The organism is Lysinibacillus sp. G4S2, assembly GCF_030348505.1.
Classification (GTDB): domain Bacteria; phylum Bacillota; class Bacilli; order Bacillales_A; family Planococcaceae; genus Lysinibacillus.
Genome location: NZ_JAUCFJ010000002.1, coordinates 2851153 through 2870846, shown reverse-complemented (window position 1 = coordinate 2870846; position 19694 = coordinate 2851153). Strand labels below are relative to the sequence as shown.

16 protein-coding genes and 3 pseudogenes are annotated in these 19694 nt (G+C 34.3%); 12 read left to right on the top strand and 7 right to left on the bottom strand.

Annotated elements, in window-relative coordinates:
- Positions 1-152: 152 nt before the first annotated feature.
- The 5 genes and pseudogenes from QUF91_RS14775 to QUF91_RS14755 form a co-directional block, all read right to left on the bottom strand.
- Positions 153-1001 carry an MBL fold metallo-hydrolase gene (locus QUF91_RS14775; protein ID WP_289418260.1) on the bottom strand — a complete coding sequence of 283 codons (849 nt, stop codon included), beginning with the start codon at positions 999-1001 and terminating at the stop codon, positions 153-155.
- Positions 1002-1567: 566 nt separating this feature from the next.
- A complete protein-coding gene (locus tag QUF91_RS14770) occupies positions 1568-2071 on the bottom strand; it encodes a DinB family protein (RefSeq protein WP_289418258.1) in 504 nt (167 codons plus the stop codon).
- A 64-nt stretch (positions 2072-2135) separates the two neighbouring features.
- Positions 2136-2528 carry a YkvA family protein gene (locus QUF91_RS14765; RefSeq protein WP_285399670.1) on the bottom strand — a complete coding sequence of 131 codons (393 nt, stop codon included), beginning with the start codon at positions 2526-2528 and terminating at the stop codon, positions 2136-2138.
- 227 nt (positions 2529-2755) lie between these two features.
- Positions 2756-3376, bottom strand: a pseudogene (locus QUF91_RS14760) (alpha/beta fold hydrolase); the annotation flags it as partial.
- 495 nt (positions 3377-3871) lie between these two features.
- A pseudogene (locus QUF91_RS14755) lies at positions 3872-4270 on the bottom strand (transglutaminase-like domain-containing protein); the annotation flags it as partial.
- Between the two features lie 38 nt (positions 4271-4308).
- On the opposite strand from QUF91_RS14755, the gene QUF91_RS14750 reads away from it, so the two are divergent.
- From QUF91_RS14750 to QUF91_RS14740, 3 genes are all read left to right on the top strand, one after another.
- Positions 4309-4665: a hypothetical protein gene (locus QUF91_RS14750; RefSeq protein WP_289418256.1), complete on the top strand. Its 357-nt coding sequence runs from the start codon at positions 4309-4311 to the stop codon at positions 4663-4665.
- A 1189-nt stretch (positions 4666-5854) separates the two neighbouring features.
- The gene (locus QUF91_RS14745) at positions 5855-6370 is read left to right on the top strand and encodes a GNAT family N-acetyltransferase (RefSeq protein WP_285399675.1); all 516 of its coding nucleotides are present in this window, start codon (positions 5855-5857) and stop codon (positions 6368-6370) included.
- Between the two features lie 84 nt (positions 6371-6454).
- Positions 6455-7630: an oxalate decarboxylase family bicupin gene (locus QUF91_RS14740; protein WP_289420080.1), complete on the top strand. Its 1176-nt coding sequence runs from the start codon at positions 6455-6457 to the stop codon at positions 7628-7630.
- Positions 7631-7678: 48 nt separating this feature from the next.
- Here QUF91_RS14740 and QUF91_RS14735 read toward each other — a convergent pair whose 3' ends face one another.
- Entirely contained in the window at positions 7679-8830 is a 1152-nt protein-coding gene (locus QUF91_RS14735) for an MFS transporter (RefSeq protein WP_285399676.1), read from the bottom strand.
- A 97-nt stretch (positions 8831-8927) separates the two neighbouring features.
- On the opposite strand from QUF91_RS14735, the gene yeiL reads away from it, so the two are divergent.
- Positions 8928-9590 carry a transcriptional regulator YeiL gene (gene yeiL, locus QUF91_RS14730; RefSeq protein ID WP_285399678.1) on the top strand — a complete coding sequence of 221 codons (663 nt, stop codon included), beginning with the start codon at positions 8928-8930 and terminating at the stop codon, positions 9588-9590.
- Between the two features lie 385 nt (positions 9591-9975).
- Complete coding sequence (locus QUF91_RS14725) at positions 9976-10644, top strand: YqeB family protein (RefSeq protein WP_289418253.1); 669 nt, start codon at positions 9976-9978, stop codon at positions 10642-10644.
- Between the two features lie 572 nt (positions 10645-11216).
- Here QUF91_RS14725 and QUF91_RS14720 read toward each other — a convergent pair.
- Positions 11217-11525, bottom strand: coding sequence for a hypothetical protein (locus QUF91_RS14720; RefSeq protein WP_285399682.1), 309 nt, complete (start codon positions 11523-11525; stop codon positions 11217-11219).
- A 282-nt stretch (positions 11526-11807) separates the two neighbouring features.
- Here QUF91_RS14720 and QUF91_RS14715 point away from each other — a divergent pair, with 282 nt between their 5' ends.
- The 7 genes and pseudogenes from QUF91_RS14715 to QUF91_RS14685 all read left to right on the top strand — a co-directional run bounded on the left by QUF91_RS14715 (position 11808) and on the right by QUF91_RS14685 (position 19683).
- Positions 11808-12788, top strand: a complete 981-nt coding sequence (locus tag QUF91_RS14715) for a diaminopimelate dehydrogenase (protein WP_289418252.1) — start codon at positions 11808-11810, stop codon at positions 12786-12788.
- A gap of 293 nt (positions 12789-13081) precedes the next feature.
- Entirely contained in the window at positions 13082-13276 is a 195-nt protein-coding gene (locus tag QUF91_RS14710) for a hypothetical protein (RefSeq protein WP_289418251.1), read from the top strand.
- A gap of 93 nt (positions 13277-13369) precedes the next feature.
- Positions 13370-14305: an alpha/beta fold hydrolase gene (locus QUF91_RS14705; protein WP_289418250.1), complete on the top strand. Its 936-nt coding sequence runs from the start codon at positions 13370-13372 to the stop codon at positions 14303-14305.
- Positions 14306-14716: 411 nt separating this feature from the next.
- Positions 14717-15045: pseudogene (locus QUF91_RS14700) on the top strand (P-loop NTPase family protein); the annotation flags it as partial.
- A 151-nt stretch (positions 15046-15196) separates the two neighbouring features.
- The gene (locus QUF91_RS14695; RefSeq protein ID WP_289418249.1) at positions 15197-15469 is read left to right on the top strand and encodes a GrpB family protein; all 273 of its coding nucleotides are present in this window, start codon (positions 15197-15199) and stop codon (positions 15467-15469) included.
- Between the two features lie 371 nt (positions 15470-15840).
- Entirely contained in the window at positions 15841-19029 is a 3189-nt protein-coding gene (locus QUF91_RS14690; RefSeq protein ID WP_289418248.1) for a BTAD domain-containing putative transcriptional regulator, read from the top strand.
- A 288-nt stretch (positions 19030-19317) separates the two neighbouring features.
- Positions 19318-19683, top strand: a complete 366-nt coding sequence (locus QUF91_RS14685; RefSeq protein ID WP_285399687.1) for a DUF2089 domain-containing protein — start codon at positions 19318-19320, stop codon at positions 19681-19683.
- Positions 19684-19694 lie beyond the last annotated feature (11 nt).

Below are 19694 nucleotides of genomic sequence, written 5' to 3'. Positions count from 1 at the left end.
CTCTTTTCCGATTTATTGTAATAAATGATTTTTTTTGAATTTCTCTGTAAGTTAAAGAAAAAGGTATGATGATTAACTGAAACTAAATGTACAGAATGATATTAAGTAAAGCCACTTCATATCAAATTTTTAAATGAAGTGGCTACTAAGAATTATTGTGATTGAACTATATGGTCATTAACAAATGCTTGTAAGAAAAATAATTCATTATCATTAGGATCCCTTTTATTTTCTACCTTAAAGCACTCAATAGCATTTTCTAGTGAGGTGGATTTTACAACTCGACTTGCGGTTGTTAACTCTTCCCAATAAATGTTCATTTCATTAGAATCACAAATCGATTCATGACCAAGTAGAAACATTTCAGCATCATATTTTTTAATGTCTTTAATCATAGGAAATAACAATGATTGCTTGAAATGAAAAAGAAAATTTGTGGTTGTACCATATGCAGAATCACCTAAAAAAATAACTTTTTCATCAGGAATATAAATAATTGTAGAGTCGTCTGTATGAGTACTTTTGATTCTTTCAATTATGCAAATTTTATTACCTAAATCAATGGTTATTGTATTTTCAAAGATTACCTCTGGAGAATTCAATTTAAAACTGCCTCTGTTTGGTATATCAGCTTGTATTATCTCCATACACTTAGCACTCATCTGATTGGTATTAACATACTTTTGCAGTGAATTATCATCAAATTTATAACTTTGCCATTCTTTTAACATTTCGTTAGTTTGACTATTAACTATAACAGTTGCATCAAATTCATTCATACCAAGGAAGTGATCCCAATGCGCATGTGTAATGACCAAATATTTGATAGGCGGTACATTTAGTTTCTCAATTTCTAGTAAAAAATCTTTAGCATGTTGAGTTGAATTGCCAGAATCTATAATTAGACTATATTCGTCACCACACACCAATCCTAATGCTGGTCGTTCTCTATCATCTTGATTTGATAAATAATAAATAGTATCACTTAATTTATTTAACATGTTATTTCTCCTCTATTTTTTTAGATATTAATGAAAGAGAAAATCTGCATGTTTATTCTAAAGACAATAAAATATTTTAAGATTTTCTCATTTTATTTTTTTATTTTTTTACCATTGGACTTGTACCTCCTTTTTCACTTAGGAAAATTATAACATATTGCAAATTGAATAGACTGTTTTTTAGGAAAATTCTAAATACCTCAGCGTTTTTCTGTTTGTTTTTGCGGGGTACCCATTGTACATGGAAATCTGCCGTAACGTTGGAATCCTTAATGGATGTGTATTTCAATAACATTTTTCCGATTATCGAAAAATTTTGCGCAGGAAGTGATGTGAAATCATGGTAGAGAGTAGAAGACCTTTGAGTTATCTGGAAATGTAACATATGCAGTTAGACGTGAAGAAGAATTGCAAGCGATTTTAGATAGCAGATGAACTCGATATAGTTTGATAAAAAGATCTCATATAATCCTTTTTAGGCAAGGAAACAAAAAAATCTATTTTGAAAGAAGATCAATCAAAATAGATTCAATATATTTAGATATAGATAGGAATTTTTTATTGGATTACATTTGTGGGGCTTCCATACCAAAATTTGCCCATTCCTCTTTTGCTGGACCATAAATACCTGGAACAATTAATCCTGCCTGTCGCATAAGAACGGTCATTTGTCCTCGATGGTGGCTTTGATGTTGAATCAAAAACATCAATAATGAACCATTTGGCATTTGTTGACCAATAAATTCAATACTTTCATTCATTGTATGGTCATTCCATTGTGTTTTTAATGCCTGTACAAAAGCATTACTAGCTTCGTGATAGCTGTCTGTTATAAACTGAGCTGAAGTAGGAACGGGATAATCTTTAGATGGGGCTTCGAACGTAAGGTTTGTATTCGAAGTAATAATACGAATAGCAGTAACAGTATGCCAAGCAATACGTCCTAAAGTCCAATTTTGTGAAGTTATTTCCTGTTCAAGCGATTCATCAGTTAAATTATTTAGTAGTTTCTGTGTAGCACCAGCTTCAAACTCCCAAGATTTCAAAAAATGGTCTAAAGTTTGGAACATAAAAATCCTCCTAAAAAATTAGTTTTCTTTCTATGCAACAATGTTATTATATTTGAGCCATATTTTAAATATGATGAAAAATAATGTTACTAATCCAAACTGCAAAGATAATCCAAATAATAATAAAAAGCACACCAACAAACCAATTCTTTGGTTTTCCGTTTTGTTTTAATTTTTCTGCGGCTTCTTTATTATCTTCTATCACATGTGGTGGAATTAGTTTTAAAGCGAGGATAATTCCCAAAGGTACAATTATCAGGTCATCAAGAAATCCGAGAACAGGAATAAAATCTGGTATTAAATCTATTGGACTAAAGGCATATGCAACCACGAACATTGCCAAAAGCTTCGCATACCAAGGGGTTCTTGGATCTTTATAAGACAGATAAAGTACAAACAAATTTTGTTTTAAACTTTTTGCATAGGCTTTTAATTTCGATATAAAACTGTTTTTCATTGAAAATCTTCCCTTTCATTACTTCGAATTATAAATTATCTGAGTAAATTGGGGAATAAAAAAATCAACAATATGAGGATTAAACACAAATCAAGTTCGATTAATACATCGCTCAAAATGTTGAGGATGGCTTTTGTTAAAACGCCATGTCTATAAGTTGAAAAATGGCCTGATTTAATTTAACCAAAGCCATTAATCAGATGCTTAAAAGCTAATTATATGTATACTCATTTTCTTTGTATACCGTTTTCAATTGCTTTAGCCAAACCTATTGGATTTTCCCAAGCCATGGAGTGCCCTGCATTTTTTACAATTTCGATATGAATACCATGTGCATCGAGTACTTGCATATCTGAATCAGGTAGTGAATTTTCGCCAAAGATAAATGTTTTAGGGCAATCGAGTGAGTATAATATTTCTCTCCACGATGGCTCTTCACCATTTGCTGCTGATTTAGAAATGAGATAGGCTGCTCTAGGTGACCATAAAGCTAATGATGCTGCCCACATTTGATTGCCACTTTCTTGGCTTTCTTGTACCAAATCGTTAAAACCATTTTCCAGAAATTCTTGCATATCACAATCAGCAATGTACTTGCTGGTTGATCCAACACTACTTTTGTCTAAATTGGCTTCACTTAAAATAATTTTATCAATACGTTCAAGGCATTTTTCTGCTAAAGAAAGTGCTACAGCTCCACCTAAACTGTGACCGAATAAAATAAAAGATTCTAACCCGATGGAGGTAACAAATTCTGCAAGATATTCCGCATGATCTTTGACTGTGTAATTGAAGTCATCTGGTTTGTCGCTATAGCCAGAACCTAAAAGGTCCACTATAATACAACGATGTTTTTTTAGTGCTTCCTAAGTTGCCACCTGTGGATAATCAAAGGATCCCGCACATCCAAGTCCGTGGATAAATAAAACGGGTATTTCTTTTCCTGGGAAGTCGTTATAGCGAAGAATACAATTCGCTTGTTTGACAAAATACTCTTTCATTAAAAACATCCTTTCTTTAGAAGAAATACAAATTAATTGTAGCATGCGAGGGATAGTGTATTAAACAAACAAACATCTAGGTTTGGAATATTGGTGATAGCAGAATAGATACAACAAAGAGAAGGTCGTTCAATATTCTAAAACTGAAAGGGATCAGTCAGAGCTTTCTATCGCTAATGGTTCCTTTCTTACTCCAGAGATCTTTGATAACAATTACACGCTCCCGATTCATAAAAGTAAATGGTTTGAAATGAAAGAATTAAAAAACTTTGTTTAAATTTTGATAAAAATAGAGTTTTTTTACAAAATTATTACGATAAGCGTTAATTACTTAAAGCCATGTTATAGACTTTCAGGTAAATAGTGCTCATACATTTCCAATACGTCAGTATGCTCCTTTAATACAGCAATGGTTTTGTGGTTTGGCTTTATAAAAATAACAGAATAATCTTTTTCACCAAGTTCCTTGTTAATTGGAAAAGCTAATTTTTCTTCATCTATTGAAAACTGAGCATTAACGCCAGTTTTGTTTCCACGAGCATCTAATCGTATCCACTTATTATGGGATTTAAGATATACAGCATTCATAGCGTGAATCGAATATCCTTTTTCTGGGGTATCAAACAACATTAATCGTTGATAACAGAAACCTGTTGGAATACCTTGCGAACGTAACAATGCTGCTAAAAGGTTTGATTTTGCATAGCAAATGCCTTGTTTATACTTCAATACATCTGATGCCAGCTATTGGTTCGCATGTAATTTACCCAACGGTGAAAATGACGGGGTCAGTTCAAGCAAAGCCATTTGTTTATGATAAAGCTGCGGTAGAAAAAGCAAAACTTAAACAGGAGATTGTTCTTGCTGCAACAACAATTTTGGGTTCACTCAAAATTGTAGGGACGATTTTCACTGTTTATTTTGGCGCAACGGCGATTACGAGTACCACTGTAGATTTCCCTATGCCGAAAGTCGGAGATAAAGTGGACGTTACTTTCATCGCTCAATCTTTAGGTGGAGCGAGGGTGGAAACGCGGTTTACTCAAATACCTTATACAGATAGTAATGGTAATTCGAAATCGGGACAGGTGGTTACAAAGAATTCGTATATTGCGTTCGTACCTTACTCTCGATAAGAGTAAAAAATCCACGAGTTATGGACTCGTGGATTTTTTCTTTTTGTAGAGAATATAATTGTATATAAAGTCGAAAATCGAAAATACATAAGCCGATGCAGCTATAAATAATGCGGGGGAGTCGTAGCCGTAATAAATAATATCCTTCATGTGTAAACTCAATAACCAAACGGATGTAAAGATAAATAGGGATATATCGTATCCGATACTTAACGGGCGTTTAATATCTTTTAAAGCAAAATTAAAAACAATAACTCTGAAAAACACAAATAAAAGTAAGGAAACGAAATAAATGGTGGTGCTGTAAAACAATAGGGTTGAAATTAACGGTGGCATAGTGAGAACTCCTTAGATGGTTTTATAATCAGTTTATCGAATGAAAACCATATGTCTATAAGAATATGTAAGTATTTACAAAGTCGATAACGAAAGAATCGCTCTCTTAATGTTCGAATAACGCTACATGGTTATCAGTAAAAAAGCCATTAACACCAACATGTTTAGAACCAGATGTCAAACCTTCCTCTATAAAATGATTCCTCCTTTGCTTTTCCCTTTAGTTGAACCCAATCAAAGCAAACTTCTAAAGTGAATAGAAAACTAATAGAAACTAATAAAGAAGTAGCAGTCACAACACCTAATAATGAACGAATAGAAACTAATAGTGACCAAAATATAGAGGTTTTGAACGCTATTGTTCCATAAAGGTCCAGCTGTTATTTTTTATATCAAACCCCCTCAACAATTTATACAGGATTTTATACACTCTATCCAACCGCAAAAGCTGGCACGACAACAATGTATAAAATAATGTATATACAATAAATAATGATTCAAATGAAAAGGTAGTAACGACAAGGGTTTATCCTTTGTCGTTACTGCCAAGCAAAATGTTAGCCCAAAGACATAATTTCGAGTATTCTTGTTCGGATGAGGCTAGAAGATTGTTATCTGTACTTGGTGGTCAAATCACGGGAAATTATTCATTATATTCTTGAAAATGATATCAGGCATGTTGATTAGGAAAAATAGGTTTATTATTGAATGATAAAAGGAGTGTTTTGCTAATATACCCCATGTTCAACTAATTGTAGCCTGTTGCGGAAATCAGAGCTTTTTAATTAATAAGGCTGGATAAAAATGGTCAACACCTGAAATAATATAAAAGTTTTAGAAAGTGAGGTTAATCATGTTAGAAACTAAAAGATTGAAACTTAGAGATTATAAAGAAGAGGATTTTGATTTATTACAATCACTGTTATCAAATGAACAGGTGATGCAGTACATTGGAAGCGGCGAAACTCGTAACGAAGAGCAAGCTAGAAGTTTTTTAAATTGGATTTTTGAGTCTTATGAAAAGAATGAAGCATATGGATTGAAAATAATTGAACTAAAAGCAACCAACGAACGAATTGGACATGCAGGACTTGTGCCTCAAAGCATTATGGAGGAAGAACAAATCGAAATAGGCTACTGGATTGCACCAAATTTTTGGGCGATGGGTTATGCGACAGAAGTGGCGAAAGCTTTGAGAGCTTATGGTGAAAAAGAATTATCTTTAAATAAGTTAATAGCCCTTATTCAAATTGGCAATTCAGCATCTCAAAAAGTAGCGATTAATATGGGGATGAAAAAAGAGCGAGAGATTGTATTAAAAGACAAACAAGTCATTGTTTTTTCAACTCTGGGTGGTTCTATTTTTTAACAACGAGTAATGAATAATCCAAGTAAAGAATCCATACATATTTAAATAACGATTTCTTTATGAAGAGGTGAATCATTGGAGAACATGCCAGAGGGCTATTCATATGTTCCACAGCCTATTCGGAAAGATGGGGCGGGAGGGGTAGATAAAGGGCCAAGAGATGTTATGAGGGATCTGGAAAACCCTGATATGCTTGTCCCTCCAATAACAGATGCTGGACTTGTACCTAATTTAAAGTTCTCTTTTTCTGATACGTATATGACCTTAAATCATGGCGGTTGGTCCCGGGAAATTACTGCTCGTGAATTGCCAATTGCTACTACATTGGCAGGGGTCAATATGAGTTTGACACCAGGTGGAGTACGTGAGCTTCATTGGCATCAACAAGCAGAATGGTCGTATATGCTTCTTGGTCATGCACGCATTACAGCTGTTGATCAAAATGGACATAATTTTATTGCTGATGTAGGACCGGGGGACTTATGGTATTTCCCACCAGGAATTCCTCATTCCATACAAGGTCTTGAAGATGGCTGTGAATTTCTACTGGTGTTTGATGATGGAAATTTCTCAGATCTTAATACATTTTCTATATCTGATTGGTTTGCTCATACTCCTAAAGATGTGCTGTCTTCCAATTTTGGCGTCCCTATTAGCGCTTTTAACCAAATCCCGAAAGAACAGGTCTATATTTATCAAGATAAAGTTCCAGGACCTATCGACACACAGAAGGTACAATCCCCATACGGTAAAGTCCCTCAAACCTTCAAACATCGTCTACTTACACAAACTCCTATCAAAACACCTGGTGGCAGTGTTAGAATTGTGGATTCTACAAACTTTCCAATTTCCAAAAATATTGCAGCCGCACTTGTAGAAATTGAGCCCGGTGCTATGCGAGAGATGCATTGGCATCCGAATAACGACGAATGGCAATATTATCTTCAAGGAAAAGGTCGTATGACAGTGTTTGCAGCTAACGGTGTGGCTAGAACATTCGATTATCGTGCAGGAGATGTAGGTTATGTGCCGTTTGCAAATGGTCATTATATTGAGAATACCGGTACTGAGACATTATGGTTCCTTGAAATGTTTAAAAGTGATAGATTTCAGGATGTCTCGTTAAATCAATGGATGGCTTTAACTCCAGCTGAAATAGTAAAGAGCAATTTACATGTTGGTCCTGAACTTCTCAATGTTTTAAGAAAGGAAAAGTGGCCGGTTGTAAAATATCCTGGATTTTCTTATTATCCAAGGTGAGCATATAGAAAAGCAGGTGAAGATCCAATGTCTTCACCTGCTTGTTTTTTAATATTGATATTTATTTCTAGTAGCAAGCAATATACCGATTGCTGGAATAGTACAAATAAGCATTGCTGCAAATGATAGTCCAGGCGAAATTTCGTATAAATAGCCACCTAAAAATGTAAGGATAGCTGTACTTAATCCCATTGCTAATGCCGAGTAAAGGCCTTGTGCATTCGGAATTTGCTCCTTCGGCAATGTTTTTGTTAAATAGCCAATAAAAGCGAAATGTGCGAGTGCAAATGATAATGCGTGCAATGTTTGAGAGGCGATAAATACCCAGACATTAGGGAATAGGTAAATCAGTAACCAACGTAAGGAAGAACCACTTGCAGCTAAAAGTAATAAAGAAGATGAACGCCATTTTTTAAATAGTGTATCTGCCTTCATAAAATAGATGATTTCGCAAATAACGGCGATGTTAATAATCATTCCCATATAGAATGGATCAACATGTAAATCACCTAAATAAATATAGCCGTAGCTGTAATAAGAAGCATGTGCGCCCTGCAATAGCGTAACGATTAATAAAACAATAGGGAAGCCTTTAATACTCCATAATGTTTTCATCGACAACGATTTTGCACGTTGTTCTTTTGTTGGCACAACGAGTAACTCTTTTGGTGTAGCCAATTGTTGCATTAACAGCATTCCGATAAGGCTGAGGATCATACTCCAATAGATAGCGTTTTTACCAAATACACCAGTCAGCATACTAATAATTAATACCGCAATGACAAAACCAACTGAGCCATATGAGCGGCTTTTACCATAGTGTACATGACCATGCTGTACTAGTGTTGCTGCACTACTTTCAACAGCAGGTAGCAAAGCTGGATAAAAAACGTTAAATAACAGGGTAACGATAAGAAGCGAGATGAAGCTTGTGCTTGGTATGTAAAGGAAAGTTGTAATTAGTGCACCTATTGCTAGTATGCTAATTAGTCGCTTATTGTGCACATATTTTGCAAGAGTCGGGAAGAAAAAAAGATTTGAAATAGCTCGTGCTAAAAGACCACAGCCCATCACAACACTTGCCTGTGATACTGTAAGATGTTTAACATCTACAAGCCAACCTGTCCAGTAAGGTAAGAAAATACCCCATGTAATAAAAAATGCAAAGAAATTTTGAGAAAGCCATCGTTGATTGTTCATAATTTTACGTACCTCCATTAACTATGTTGAATAATAGCACGTTCAACGCTACAATAATGTGAGATATCTCATATTTTATCTTAGGAGAGAGTAAAAAATGCATATACTGACAGCTGAAGAACGTTCCAACTATTTGGAAAAATATCCGATTGATGATTTTTTCTCCTTTGATATTGATCCATTTCTGGAAGTATGTAAATTTGAAAAAGGCGAATGGATTTTTAAAGAAGGATCATTTCCAGATACGCTGTACTACATGATCGAAGGAAAAACGAAACTATATATGACGCATAAAAACGGTAAAGTCTCGCTTATCGAGTATCTAGAGGCACCGCGTTTTATGGGGGAAATTGAATTGCTAAATGAAGCGAGATATACGAAGGGGATCCAAACGTTGACCGAAACGATTTGTTACTCTATTAAACAGTCGTGTAAAGAAAAATTACTCAACGATGTGCTTTTTTTACGTAATCTCTGTGTGTTTTTAGGGGAAAAGGCGACAAATATGACTTCTAAATATACACAAAATCAAGCATATCCACTTGAAAATCGACTTGCAGCCTTTATCCAATTATCGTCAGATCAAGGAGTCTATAAAGAAAAGCATACTGAAATCTGTGAATATTTAGGGGTGTCTTATCGACATTTATTATACGTACTTGCGCAATTTTGCGAAGAACAAATTTTAGAAAAGAAAAAGAATGGCTATCACATTATAAATGAAGAGCGTCTTTCCGAATTGGCTCAGGAAATACAGTGAGGAAAGAATGTAGTAGCTTTTAAAGGTCATAAACAACAAATACATGAACAGTCCAAAGTTTCATTTCAAGGAAACAATGTAATTGGGAAATAACAAAAACCTTTTTTTGACGGTCAACCTCTATAGATGGTATTATTTACTATTGTCTGGTGAAAAACGTTTATAATGGTGAAAAAAAGTAGGGGCAACAAGTTTTTGGAGGGATGTAATTTTTAAACATAATTACATATTAATAACTATACGCGGGAGAAATTTTTAGAGAGGGTCATAGAAGAAAGTGTGTGGTGTTTTTAAATAACAACTTTATTAGCGTTATTCAACTATATGTCATGGCAAAATAAAGAAAAGCCATTACTAGAGTTTTATTTTAAAAGGGTGGACTTTAATGAGTAATAATCATACAATATTAAATTTTTCAAAAACCGATAAAGTTATAATGTGGGTTGGCTTCCCACTTATCGGTTTAGTGCTAGGATGGTTTCTTCCGAGTATTGCTAAATGGGCTAGTACTTTACCATGGGTACCTTTTCAAGGACCTTTAAATTTTATTGCATCTTATCATGGAGCATGGGTAGGTTTCATCACTATGGCTCTTGGTTTGATTGCGGGAATCGCATTAACTATTTGGTCTTTTCATGAAAGTTTAGAAATGACAATAGACGATGACAAAATTATTTTAAAACTTAGAAATGATGAAATGAACTTTAAAAAGAAAGATATCTCACTTGTTTTTATGGATGGAAAGCAAATAGTATTATTAGGTAATGATGAGAAAGAACTTTTCCGATTTAAACAAGAGCTGAATAAAAATACAGTGGGTGCTGCATTTTTAAAACATGATTATCGTTGGAGTGATAGTGAGCCATTTAAAGAAGATTATAAAAAGTGGGTAGTAGATTGTCCTGATCTATCACCTACTGCGAATGCTCTATTTAAAGCAAGGAAAATTGCAATTGAAGATGGCGATGATGAAGAAGTATTTCAGTTAGCTAAAGAGCTTTGGAAAATAAGAGTATCAGTAAAAGAAATAAAAAAGAGTCAATATTATCGATAAATGACAATAAGTGACTTACTTCGTAAATGTGAAAAATATGTTTTAATAGTTTTTGAAAATACAAGTTATGCCGAAAAAAGCTTGATAGCGAGTTTTTTCGGCTCTATTCTCTTGTAAACAAGTCAGATATAAATTCTTTCAGTATATGTTTTTGTAGCGAAAGCAAAACGTCAGTTACAAATGTTGTTTTGTAACGTAAGTGCAACACAGTTACAGAAGTCTCTTACCTCTATAGAAGATGAGATGAATTCAGGTTTTAATTATTTTTCAGTGGGTGTCCAAACATTCGCTGAAATAAGTTAAAGCCTCCAGATGCAAGTATGCAGAGTCATAATCGATTTAAGCTACTATCTCCTAACAAGTCTAAAAATCTCATAATATATATTGATTCTCCGTTTTTACTCCTTTTAAACCAATAAAGCATCTTGAATCTCTAGCTCTACACCAACTTAAAACATGTCGAAAAACAAGTTAAATGTAACTTTTTTGTATAAAGATAGTGTCCAAATAAAGTGCAAAAGACTAGGGAACCTCGATCCTATGCTGAAGAAGTAAGGAAACGTATTTCAGGTTTAGTCAGTCCTAGCCTTATTATATTCACTTTTTTTAATCAACCAGCGCGCAATTTCTTTGCCGCTATGATAAGAGTTAATCTCATTGCTTCTTTGTTTTTGTATGGATGGATCTAGGGTTTCTTCCGTAACGCCAAAAGGTATAACGCCTATACATTGGTGTTTGTTAGGTGAAAATCTTTTAACCATTGCCTTAGTTTCGGTGTTTGTACTATGAGCTTTAGCAGATTTTTGTGCATTTCGGAATGGACTAGCAAGTAATTCTCCTTGTTCCAATGTTGTGCTTGGTGAGTAACAATTACTTTTCATTCAACATGCCCCCTTTGTCGTTAGTTTTATTGTACAAGACATGTTGTGAGAAAAGTCTTCATTTACAAGGCTTTTACGAAAACTTAAAGGTTAGTAAATCAATTTAGTAATATGTAACCGTATTCATGCCTTTGACGAATAGAAATCATAGAAAATTTGTATAATTTTTAGAAAAAAACACGTACTCAAACTATTGTGAATTTTTATAACACAACGTATTATTGTAAGTAGATTTAACGTGAAGGACTTCACATAGTCACGTAATCGTGAGGAGGAATTTTAATGAGTTCAATTCGAGTAGGTATTGTAGGTTATGGAAATTTAGGGCGCGGAGTGGAATATGCAATTTCACAAAATCCAGATATGGAATTAGTAGCTGTATTCACACGTCGTGATCCTTCAACTGTAAACATCGCAAGTAATGCAAGCGTGTATTTAGTGGATGATGCTGAAAAATTCCAAAATGACATTGATGTAATGATTTTATGTGGTGGCTCTGCAACTGATTTACCAGAGCAAGGACCACACTTTGCACAATGGTTTAATACAATTGATAGTTTTGATACACATGCGAAAATTCCTGAGTTTTTCGAAGCTGTAGATGAAGCGGCACAAAAATCTGGCAAAGTATCAGTCATTTCAGTTGGCTGGGATCCGGGTTTATTCTCATTAAATCGTGTACTTGGGGAATCAGTTCTACCAGTAGGTACAACTTATACATTCTGGGGAGATGGTTTAAGTCAAGGTCACTCAGATGCTGTACGACGCATCGAAGGTGTTAAAAATGCTGTACAATACACATTACCGATTAAAGAGGCTGTAGAACGTGTTCGTAACGGTGAAAATCCTGAGCTGACAACACGTGAAAAACATGCACGTGAATGTTGGGTTGTACTTGAGGAAGGTGCAGATGCAGTAAAAGTTGAGCAAGAGATTGTGACAATGCCAAACTATTTTGATGAGTATGATACAACAGTAAACTTTATTTCTGAAGAGGAATTTAAAGCGAACCACACAGGTATGCCTCATGGTGGATTCGTCATTCGTAGTGGTGAAAGTGGCGCTAACGATCAACAAATTCTTGAATTCTCATTAAAACTTGAAAGTAATCCAAACTTCACGTCAAGTGTTCTTGTTGCCTATGCACGTGCGGCACATCGTTTAAGCCAAGCTGGAGATAAAGGTGCAAAAACAGTATTCGATATCCCATTCGGTCTGTTATCACCAAAATCAGCTGCTGACTTACGTAAAGAACTTTTATAATTTTGAACTATACAAATACCCGATTATCATATATTTGATAATCGGGATTTTTCATTTTAGTAAGTCAGTTGGAGATGACAAAATTTACGATTGCACAATCGTTAACTTTGCATAAAGCGAACTCATCGATATAACAAATCATTGGATTTTTTCATGGTAATTAATTGGCTCTTTACCAAAACTTGTGGTTGATTTTCTATTAATTCAATAATTTTACATTTTACTATAGAAAAAAAGCGAAAACTCACGTATCGTAATTGTTGTCCAGACAAACCACGAGAGGAGTTTTCACTTTGTATTCCAAGTTTATTAAAATGCTATTACCGTTACCATCTTTTTTCGAAGTTTCTTTTTCATCTGATGAAGAACCAAATGTATTTCCTATTACTGTATGTGCTTATTCAGTAGCATGTCCAATTTGCCAAGGGAAAACGATTCGCCATGCACAAACGTTACGTTGTTTTCGTCATGGCTATGCTTGCGCCTAGGAGTGATTGGGATTGAGATGGCGATTCCACGTCATCGTTTTAACGACAGTAGTAAGCTTTCTTAACATATAGATAGTAAGGTAGGAGAAGAAAATGAAAACTCAAGTGTCTAAGTATATACAAATAGGCTCTTCCGAACAATTTATTTCTATTTTTGGTGAAGATAACAATCTACCTCTTTTAGTTTATTTGCATGGTGGTCCAGGTGATGCGGCTTTACCACTGATGTATAAATATAACTCAGAACTTGGAAAAACGTTTAATGTTGTAGTCTGGGAACAAAGAGGGGCTGGAAAATCGTATTATAAATTTTCTGAAGAGGAACAAATATCTATTGAAACTTATATAGAAGACCTACACAGTTTAATTCATTATTTGTTAGAAACATTTAACCAAGAAAAAGTTTATCTTTTGGGGCACTCGTGGGGAAGTGTCCTAGGCTTAATGTTCATTAAAAAATATCCACAGCTAGTGCATAGTTATTTTGGTTGTGGTCAAGTTGTTAACATGAAAAAAGGGTTGAAGTGTCAATACGATTTTGTTCTGAAAGAAAGTGAAGAACGAAATCAAAAAAAGGTTGTTCAGCGATTGAGAACTATTGACCTATCATTGACTCAAAAAAATTGGTTAAACGATTTATTATTTGTTACTAAATTAGTGGTTCGATACAGACATTCTTTATATGGAAAAAGCAATTACAACCAATTGGTAAAGGATTTCATTTTTTCATCAAAGTACACATTCAAAGATTTAATCCATCGCGAAAAAGGGAGTCTACAATCTATACAATATTTGTGGCAAGAGCTCATGGAAGTTGATTTTAGTGAATACAAGAGTTTCGATGTCCCTGTTACGTTTTTTGAGGGACGTCATGATCGGCATGTTTCTTCTTCATTAGTAGAGGATTACTATCACACAATAAAAACACCAAAAAAACTCATTTGGTTCGAGAGCTCAAGTCATTTTCCACAGTGGGAAGAGTCAATCAAGTTTAATCAATCGTTGATAAATATGAACACGCAGAATTAGATTATAGGCTATTGATTTCTGTAACGTCTGCAATTTACCCTCCATTAAATGGGGAAACATCAACGATTTTAATATCTATTGAAAAACATAACATAAATTAAATTTCTGGTTCAGAATCCATTTTGATCAATCTTTTCAAAATGGATTCTTTTAAAATAGGCTTTGTTAATGTTTGTTGTCGAACATTGATTTAAAGGATCATTTACGTTCTATGATAAATGTAATTCCCTTTGAAAGACTTGATAATTAAAGGAAATCTAATACAAAATACAGAAATATATCATACTCTTAAGTTATCTAAGTTCACGATTATAAATTTTTGTTTCTTTGAACTAACGTAAGCAGGGTTGTTTAAAAAAGAACTATTACTTTTTTGTGGTATTAGTTTAATTTAATACGAGGGGTTGTCTTATGATAAAGGCTGTACTTATCTGGTCGGGTGGGTCAGGAAAATCCATATTGGTAAGACAATTAGGTGAAAAGTTAAAATTAAAGTTTATCATCTTGATACATTGTTTTGGAAACCTAATTGGGTAAGTATTTCAAAAGATGAACAAAGAACAATTCAAAATGATTTAGTTAAAAAAGAAGAATGGATTATTGATGGGAACTACGGTGGGACAATGGAGATTAGACTTAATGCTGCTGATACAATAATCTTTCTTGATATTCCGATACCAGTATGTGTCTTTCGTGCATTAAAAAGAATACTTCGGTATCGAAATAAAACAAGACCAGATAAATTAGTTTAAGAAGCAAATAGAAAATAGAGCTTCCACTTTTATGGAAGTTCTAAAACTGAAGATAGTGATTGTAAATCTTGAGAAGAATCCAGATCAAACATTTCATATTGGCGATAGGGTAAAATTGGGCTATGATGGTAAATAAAGGATGAAGTACAAATGCGAATTACTACCAGAGGCTGATATCCAGCATGTTGGTAGTTCAGCAATTCCTAATAGTGTGACTAAAGGTGATTTAGACATCCAAGTACGTGTTAGTACTGAACAATTTTCGAAAGCAGTAGAACTACTATCTAATGTATATGAAAGAAATGAAGAAAGTGCAAAAATAGATACATTTAGGGCATTTAAAGTTGATACAAGTAATCCTCCTTTAGGGATTCAATTAACTGGAAATGATTCTGAATTGGATTTCCTTTGAAAATTCAGATAAGTTTTATTGGCAAATAATAAATATCGCGATGCATATGATAAATTGAAGAAAGAATACGAGGCTAAATAAATGGATACCTATAGGGAAGCCAAAGATATCTTTTAAGACTAATGAAAACTCCTGAATTTAAGGAATACGATAAATAATATTGATCATTTATCGGATGGTAAGGAAGCTTGAAAAAAAGTTGTGATAAACTTGGAGTACTAAGCGAAAATTCCTCTCGTGGTTTGTCTCACAAGCAATTGCCATACGCGAGTTTTTGCTTTTATTCGATAAGATTACAAGATCACCCCCGCGTTATAATGATGAACACTTATAACCTTACATAACCAGTTGAATGGGGAGGTTATCATTAAATGACAACAGACATTATTATTCAATCAAAATGTATTCCACCGAGTCCGTCCAAACATTGTATTAGTAGAGCTACATTAATGAGAACATTTAAAAAAAGTCTAGACCATACTTGTACATTTATTCATAGTGGAGCAGGGTATGGCAAAACAACAATCCTTACACAATTTCTACATGCTGCATCCAGCAAATTTTCTTGGTATAGTGTGTCGGAGGAAGATGACAATATATTACCATTTTTGAGGCATTTATTTTTTAGTATTAAACGAATTGTTCCAAGCTTTGGTCAAGAATTTGATGCATGGAATCAATTATCACGCTTTCCAAAAATAGAAGAACTCAATCGTTGGTTTAAGCTGTTTGTTAATAGTTTATGTGAAATTGAAGGACCGATGTTAATTGTCATTGACGACTACCATTTAGTTGACCATGAATTTCATATTAATTATGTTATGGAAAAAATTATTGAATTTTCACCGCCGAATGTTCATTTTATCATCGCTTCTAGAACGTTGCCGAATTGGGATATTACAAGGAAATTGAAGCTGCAAAAAAAAATACTCGTTATTTCAGAAGGAGAATTAGCATTTTCTTCAGAGGAGATTGCTGTTTTTTTCGAGGATTATGTAGCTGTCCGTTTAACAGAAGATGAAATAGCTAAGGTTATGGAAATTACAGAGGGCTGGGCAATTAGTATTTCTTTATTAGCGGAGCAATGGAACAACGAGACATTAGATCATTGGTTAAATATCTCTACCAATGATCTTTTCACCTATTTATCGGAGGAAGTTTATCTTAAGATGTCTACATTCGAGCAAGAGACATTATTAAAGCTGGCGATTTTTCCCACTTTCTCAGAGGAGTTTATCACACAATTTTATGATATAGAAATAGCAGAGGCGTTCAAACAATTTGTACAGCGGCACTTATTTATTCAACCAATGACTACTGATGGATTATATCGTTTTCACGCCTTGTTTAGTCGATTTTTAGAGCTGAAATGGCAACAAAATGCTTTACAGTATATTGAATTGCATAGACAAGCGGCATTGTATTATGTAAAACAAAACAATGTACAAGCTGTTCTTCATCATGCATTTAAAACGAACGATCAGAATTTTTGTGGGGAGCTTTTACAAAATCATGCTGAAAGTCTTGTGCGTGCTGGGCAGTTTGAGTGGTTATTAGAAAAAATAAATCGATTTACAGCTGAAGAAAAGTCGGAATATTACAAATTATATTATTTTGAGGGTGAATGCCACCGCTATCGTGCTTATTATGAAAAAGCGAAGCAATCCTATGAAAATTGTGCAAACATCGCGAAACGTAAAAATGATTATCTCTTTATGACGAAAGCACAGGCAGGTTTAGCACATATTTATCTCGATACAATTCAGCCAGCATTGGCAGAGCCGCATCTAAAAAGGGCATTAGAGTTAGCGAAACATACGCCGTTAAACAATGAGGAACTTCTTGAACTACAACGTCAGTACGCAGAAAATTTGGTGAATTTAGGGAAGGCGAAAGGCGCACAAAATTTTACTAATGAGGTTGCTTTGACGGTGGACGTGTTGCAAAGAGCGAATGTCGATGTTCGAATAATGTTAAGGACGGGGCAGTTACTGGAGGCAAAGAATTTATTGGCGAACAGATTAGAATTACCGCCACAGCTTGTAGCGACGCATAGAGAGAGTGAGCTGTTAGCATCATTTGTCTATGTGCTATTGGGGCTGGGGAAGGATGCTTGGTATTCCGCTCAGCATGGGATTCGTAGGGGTTTACGTGAAAAATCTATTTTTATAGAAGCGGTCGGCTATATTCGCAAAGCACATGCTTTATTATTAATAGATTATCCTGACTATCGGGGGGCAAGTGATGCTTATGAGAAGGCCCTTACATTGATGAATACAATTAATATTTCACGCGTTAAGGCTGAGCCGTATATGGGTCTAGCAATTGTCAAACATGCGCAAGGTGATAATTTATCAGCTAAAAAATATATAGCACTTGGCCTACAGGAAACGGAGCAAGTACAAGATGCATGGATGACCGCCATTATTTTAATTGCTGAGGTGAAAATTATTCTATCTCAACATGAATTTGTACGAGCACAACAATTATTATTGAAAGCACAGCGACTTTTTCACGACTGTGGCGATCAAAACGGAGAAATACATGTACTATTCTATCAATCTGTTATTGCCTTCAAAGAAAAAAATGCTCAACAATTCAATCTTTATTTCCAGCAGTTTGCACACTTGTGTATCTCCAATCGCTATGACTATTTTTTACAAAGAAAAACCATTCTCGGTCCACCAAATATGATGATTTTTTATGAGCTTTTACAATTTAGTAGAAAGAGCGATGGGGAAAATGCTGCTATTTTAAAGATGCGTAGCTATTTTCAAGTAGAGGATAGTATCGCTTATCCGAAAGAGGAGGTACAGGTGAATTTTTTTGGAAGTCTAGATTTAATAAGAAAGCATCGAAAACTAGAGGATAAAGAATGGCAACGTGATAAATCAAAGGAGCTCTTCGTTTATTTATATTGTCATCGCAAACGCTTCACGCCAAAGGAAGAGATTGCACAGGCATTATGGCCAGAGCGGAACGTTGATTCACTAGATCGGGATTTTAAAGTTGTGTTGAATACGTTATTAAAGGTTCTTGAGCCAAATAGAAATGCGCGTCAGGACAGTTTTTTTATTCAGCGTAAAAATAATATGTATCAATTGCAGCATATTCATTTTCTACAAATCGATGTCGAACGCTTTCTCTATTTTTATGAATTAGGGATGGAGGAGTTCGATCCACAATTGTCAAACGAGTGGCTGCATCTTGCTGAATCGAGTTATACGGATGCACTTTATGCTGAAAAAACGCAGTTAGATTGGCTCATACAGGATCGTGAAAAGTTACAGTCCTTATATATTGAAGTATTAGAAAGATTAGCGCAAAATGCGACGAGGCAACAAAATTATAAACAAGCTATTTTTTATGCGGAAAAAATGATTCGTGAGGATGCATTATGGGAAGAAGGTTATCGGCTGTTAATGTATAGTTACTATCAATTACAAAACCGTTCCCTTGCTTTAAAATGGTATGAAAAATGTGTCCAGCTATTAAAAAAGGAATTAAATACAACACCAATGGAATCGACAATGGTTGTTTATGATTTAATAATGGGTTAGAGAATTTTGGAAAATTGCATATTTATATTATAGCCCCGTTCTAAATTTAGGACGGGGTTAAAAATGTAGTTGGGATACTTAAAAAATCTAAGTTTTATTCAACAATAGTAACGACTGCAGAATCATCAGTAAATATAATATTTGAATGAAAAACGAAGTGGGTAATCAACGTTATTAAATGATGAATTAATATTATTGATTTTTTTAATTAAAAAAATTAATTCTTTTTATTTGTATTTTTAATTCCTTGTTGTATAATTGAATCAACAAATAGGAAGGGATTTTATTATGGCTTATAAAGTAATCACAAATTGTCCTGTCTGCAGTAAAACAATGAAAATTACGAAGTTGCAGTGCTCTCATTGTCACACTACGATTGAAAATGAGTTTGAATTATCGAAGCTGGCATCCTTATCAAAGGACCAGCTGCATTTTGTGGAAGTATTTTTAACATGTAGAGGGAATATTAAAGAAGTTGAAAAGGAACTGGGGATTTCGTATCCGACGGTTCGAGGCAAGCTAACAGACATCATTTCATCCCTTGGATATGTGCAGAAGAAGAAAAATGAAGTAGATGAGAAAAAAGTTGTCACTATGTTGGAAAATGGCGAAATTACACCAGAAGAAGCCATTAAGCTCTTAAAAGGAGAATAGGGAGGAATTAT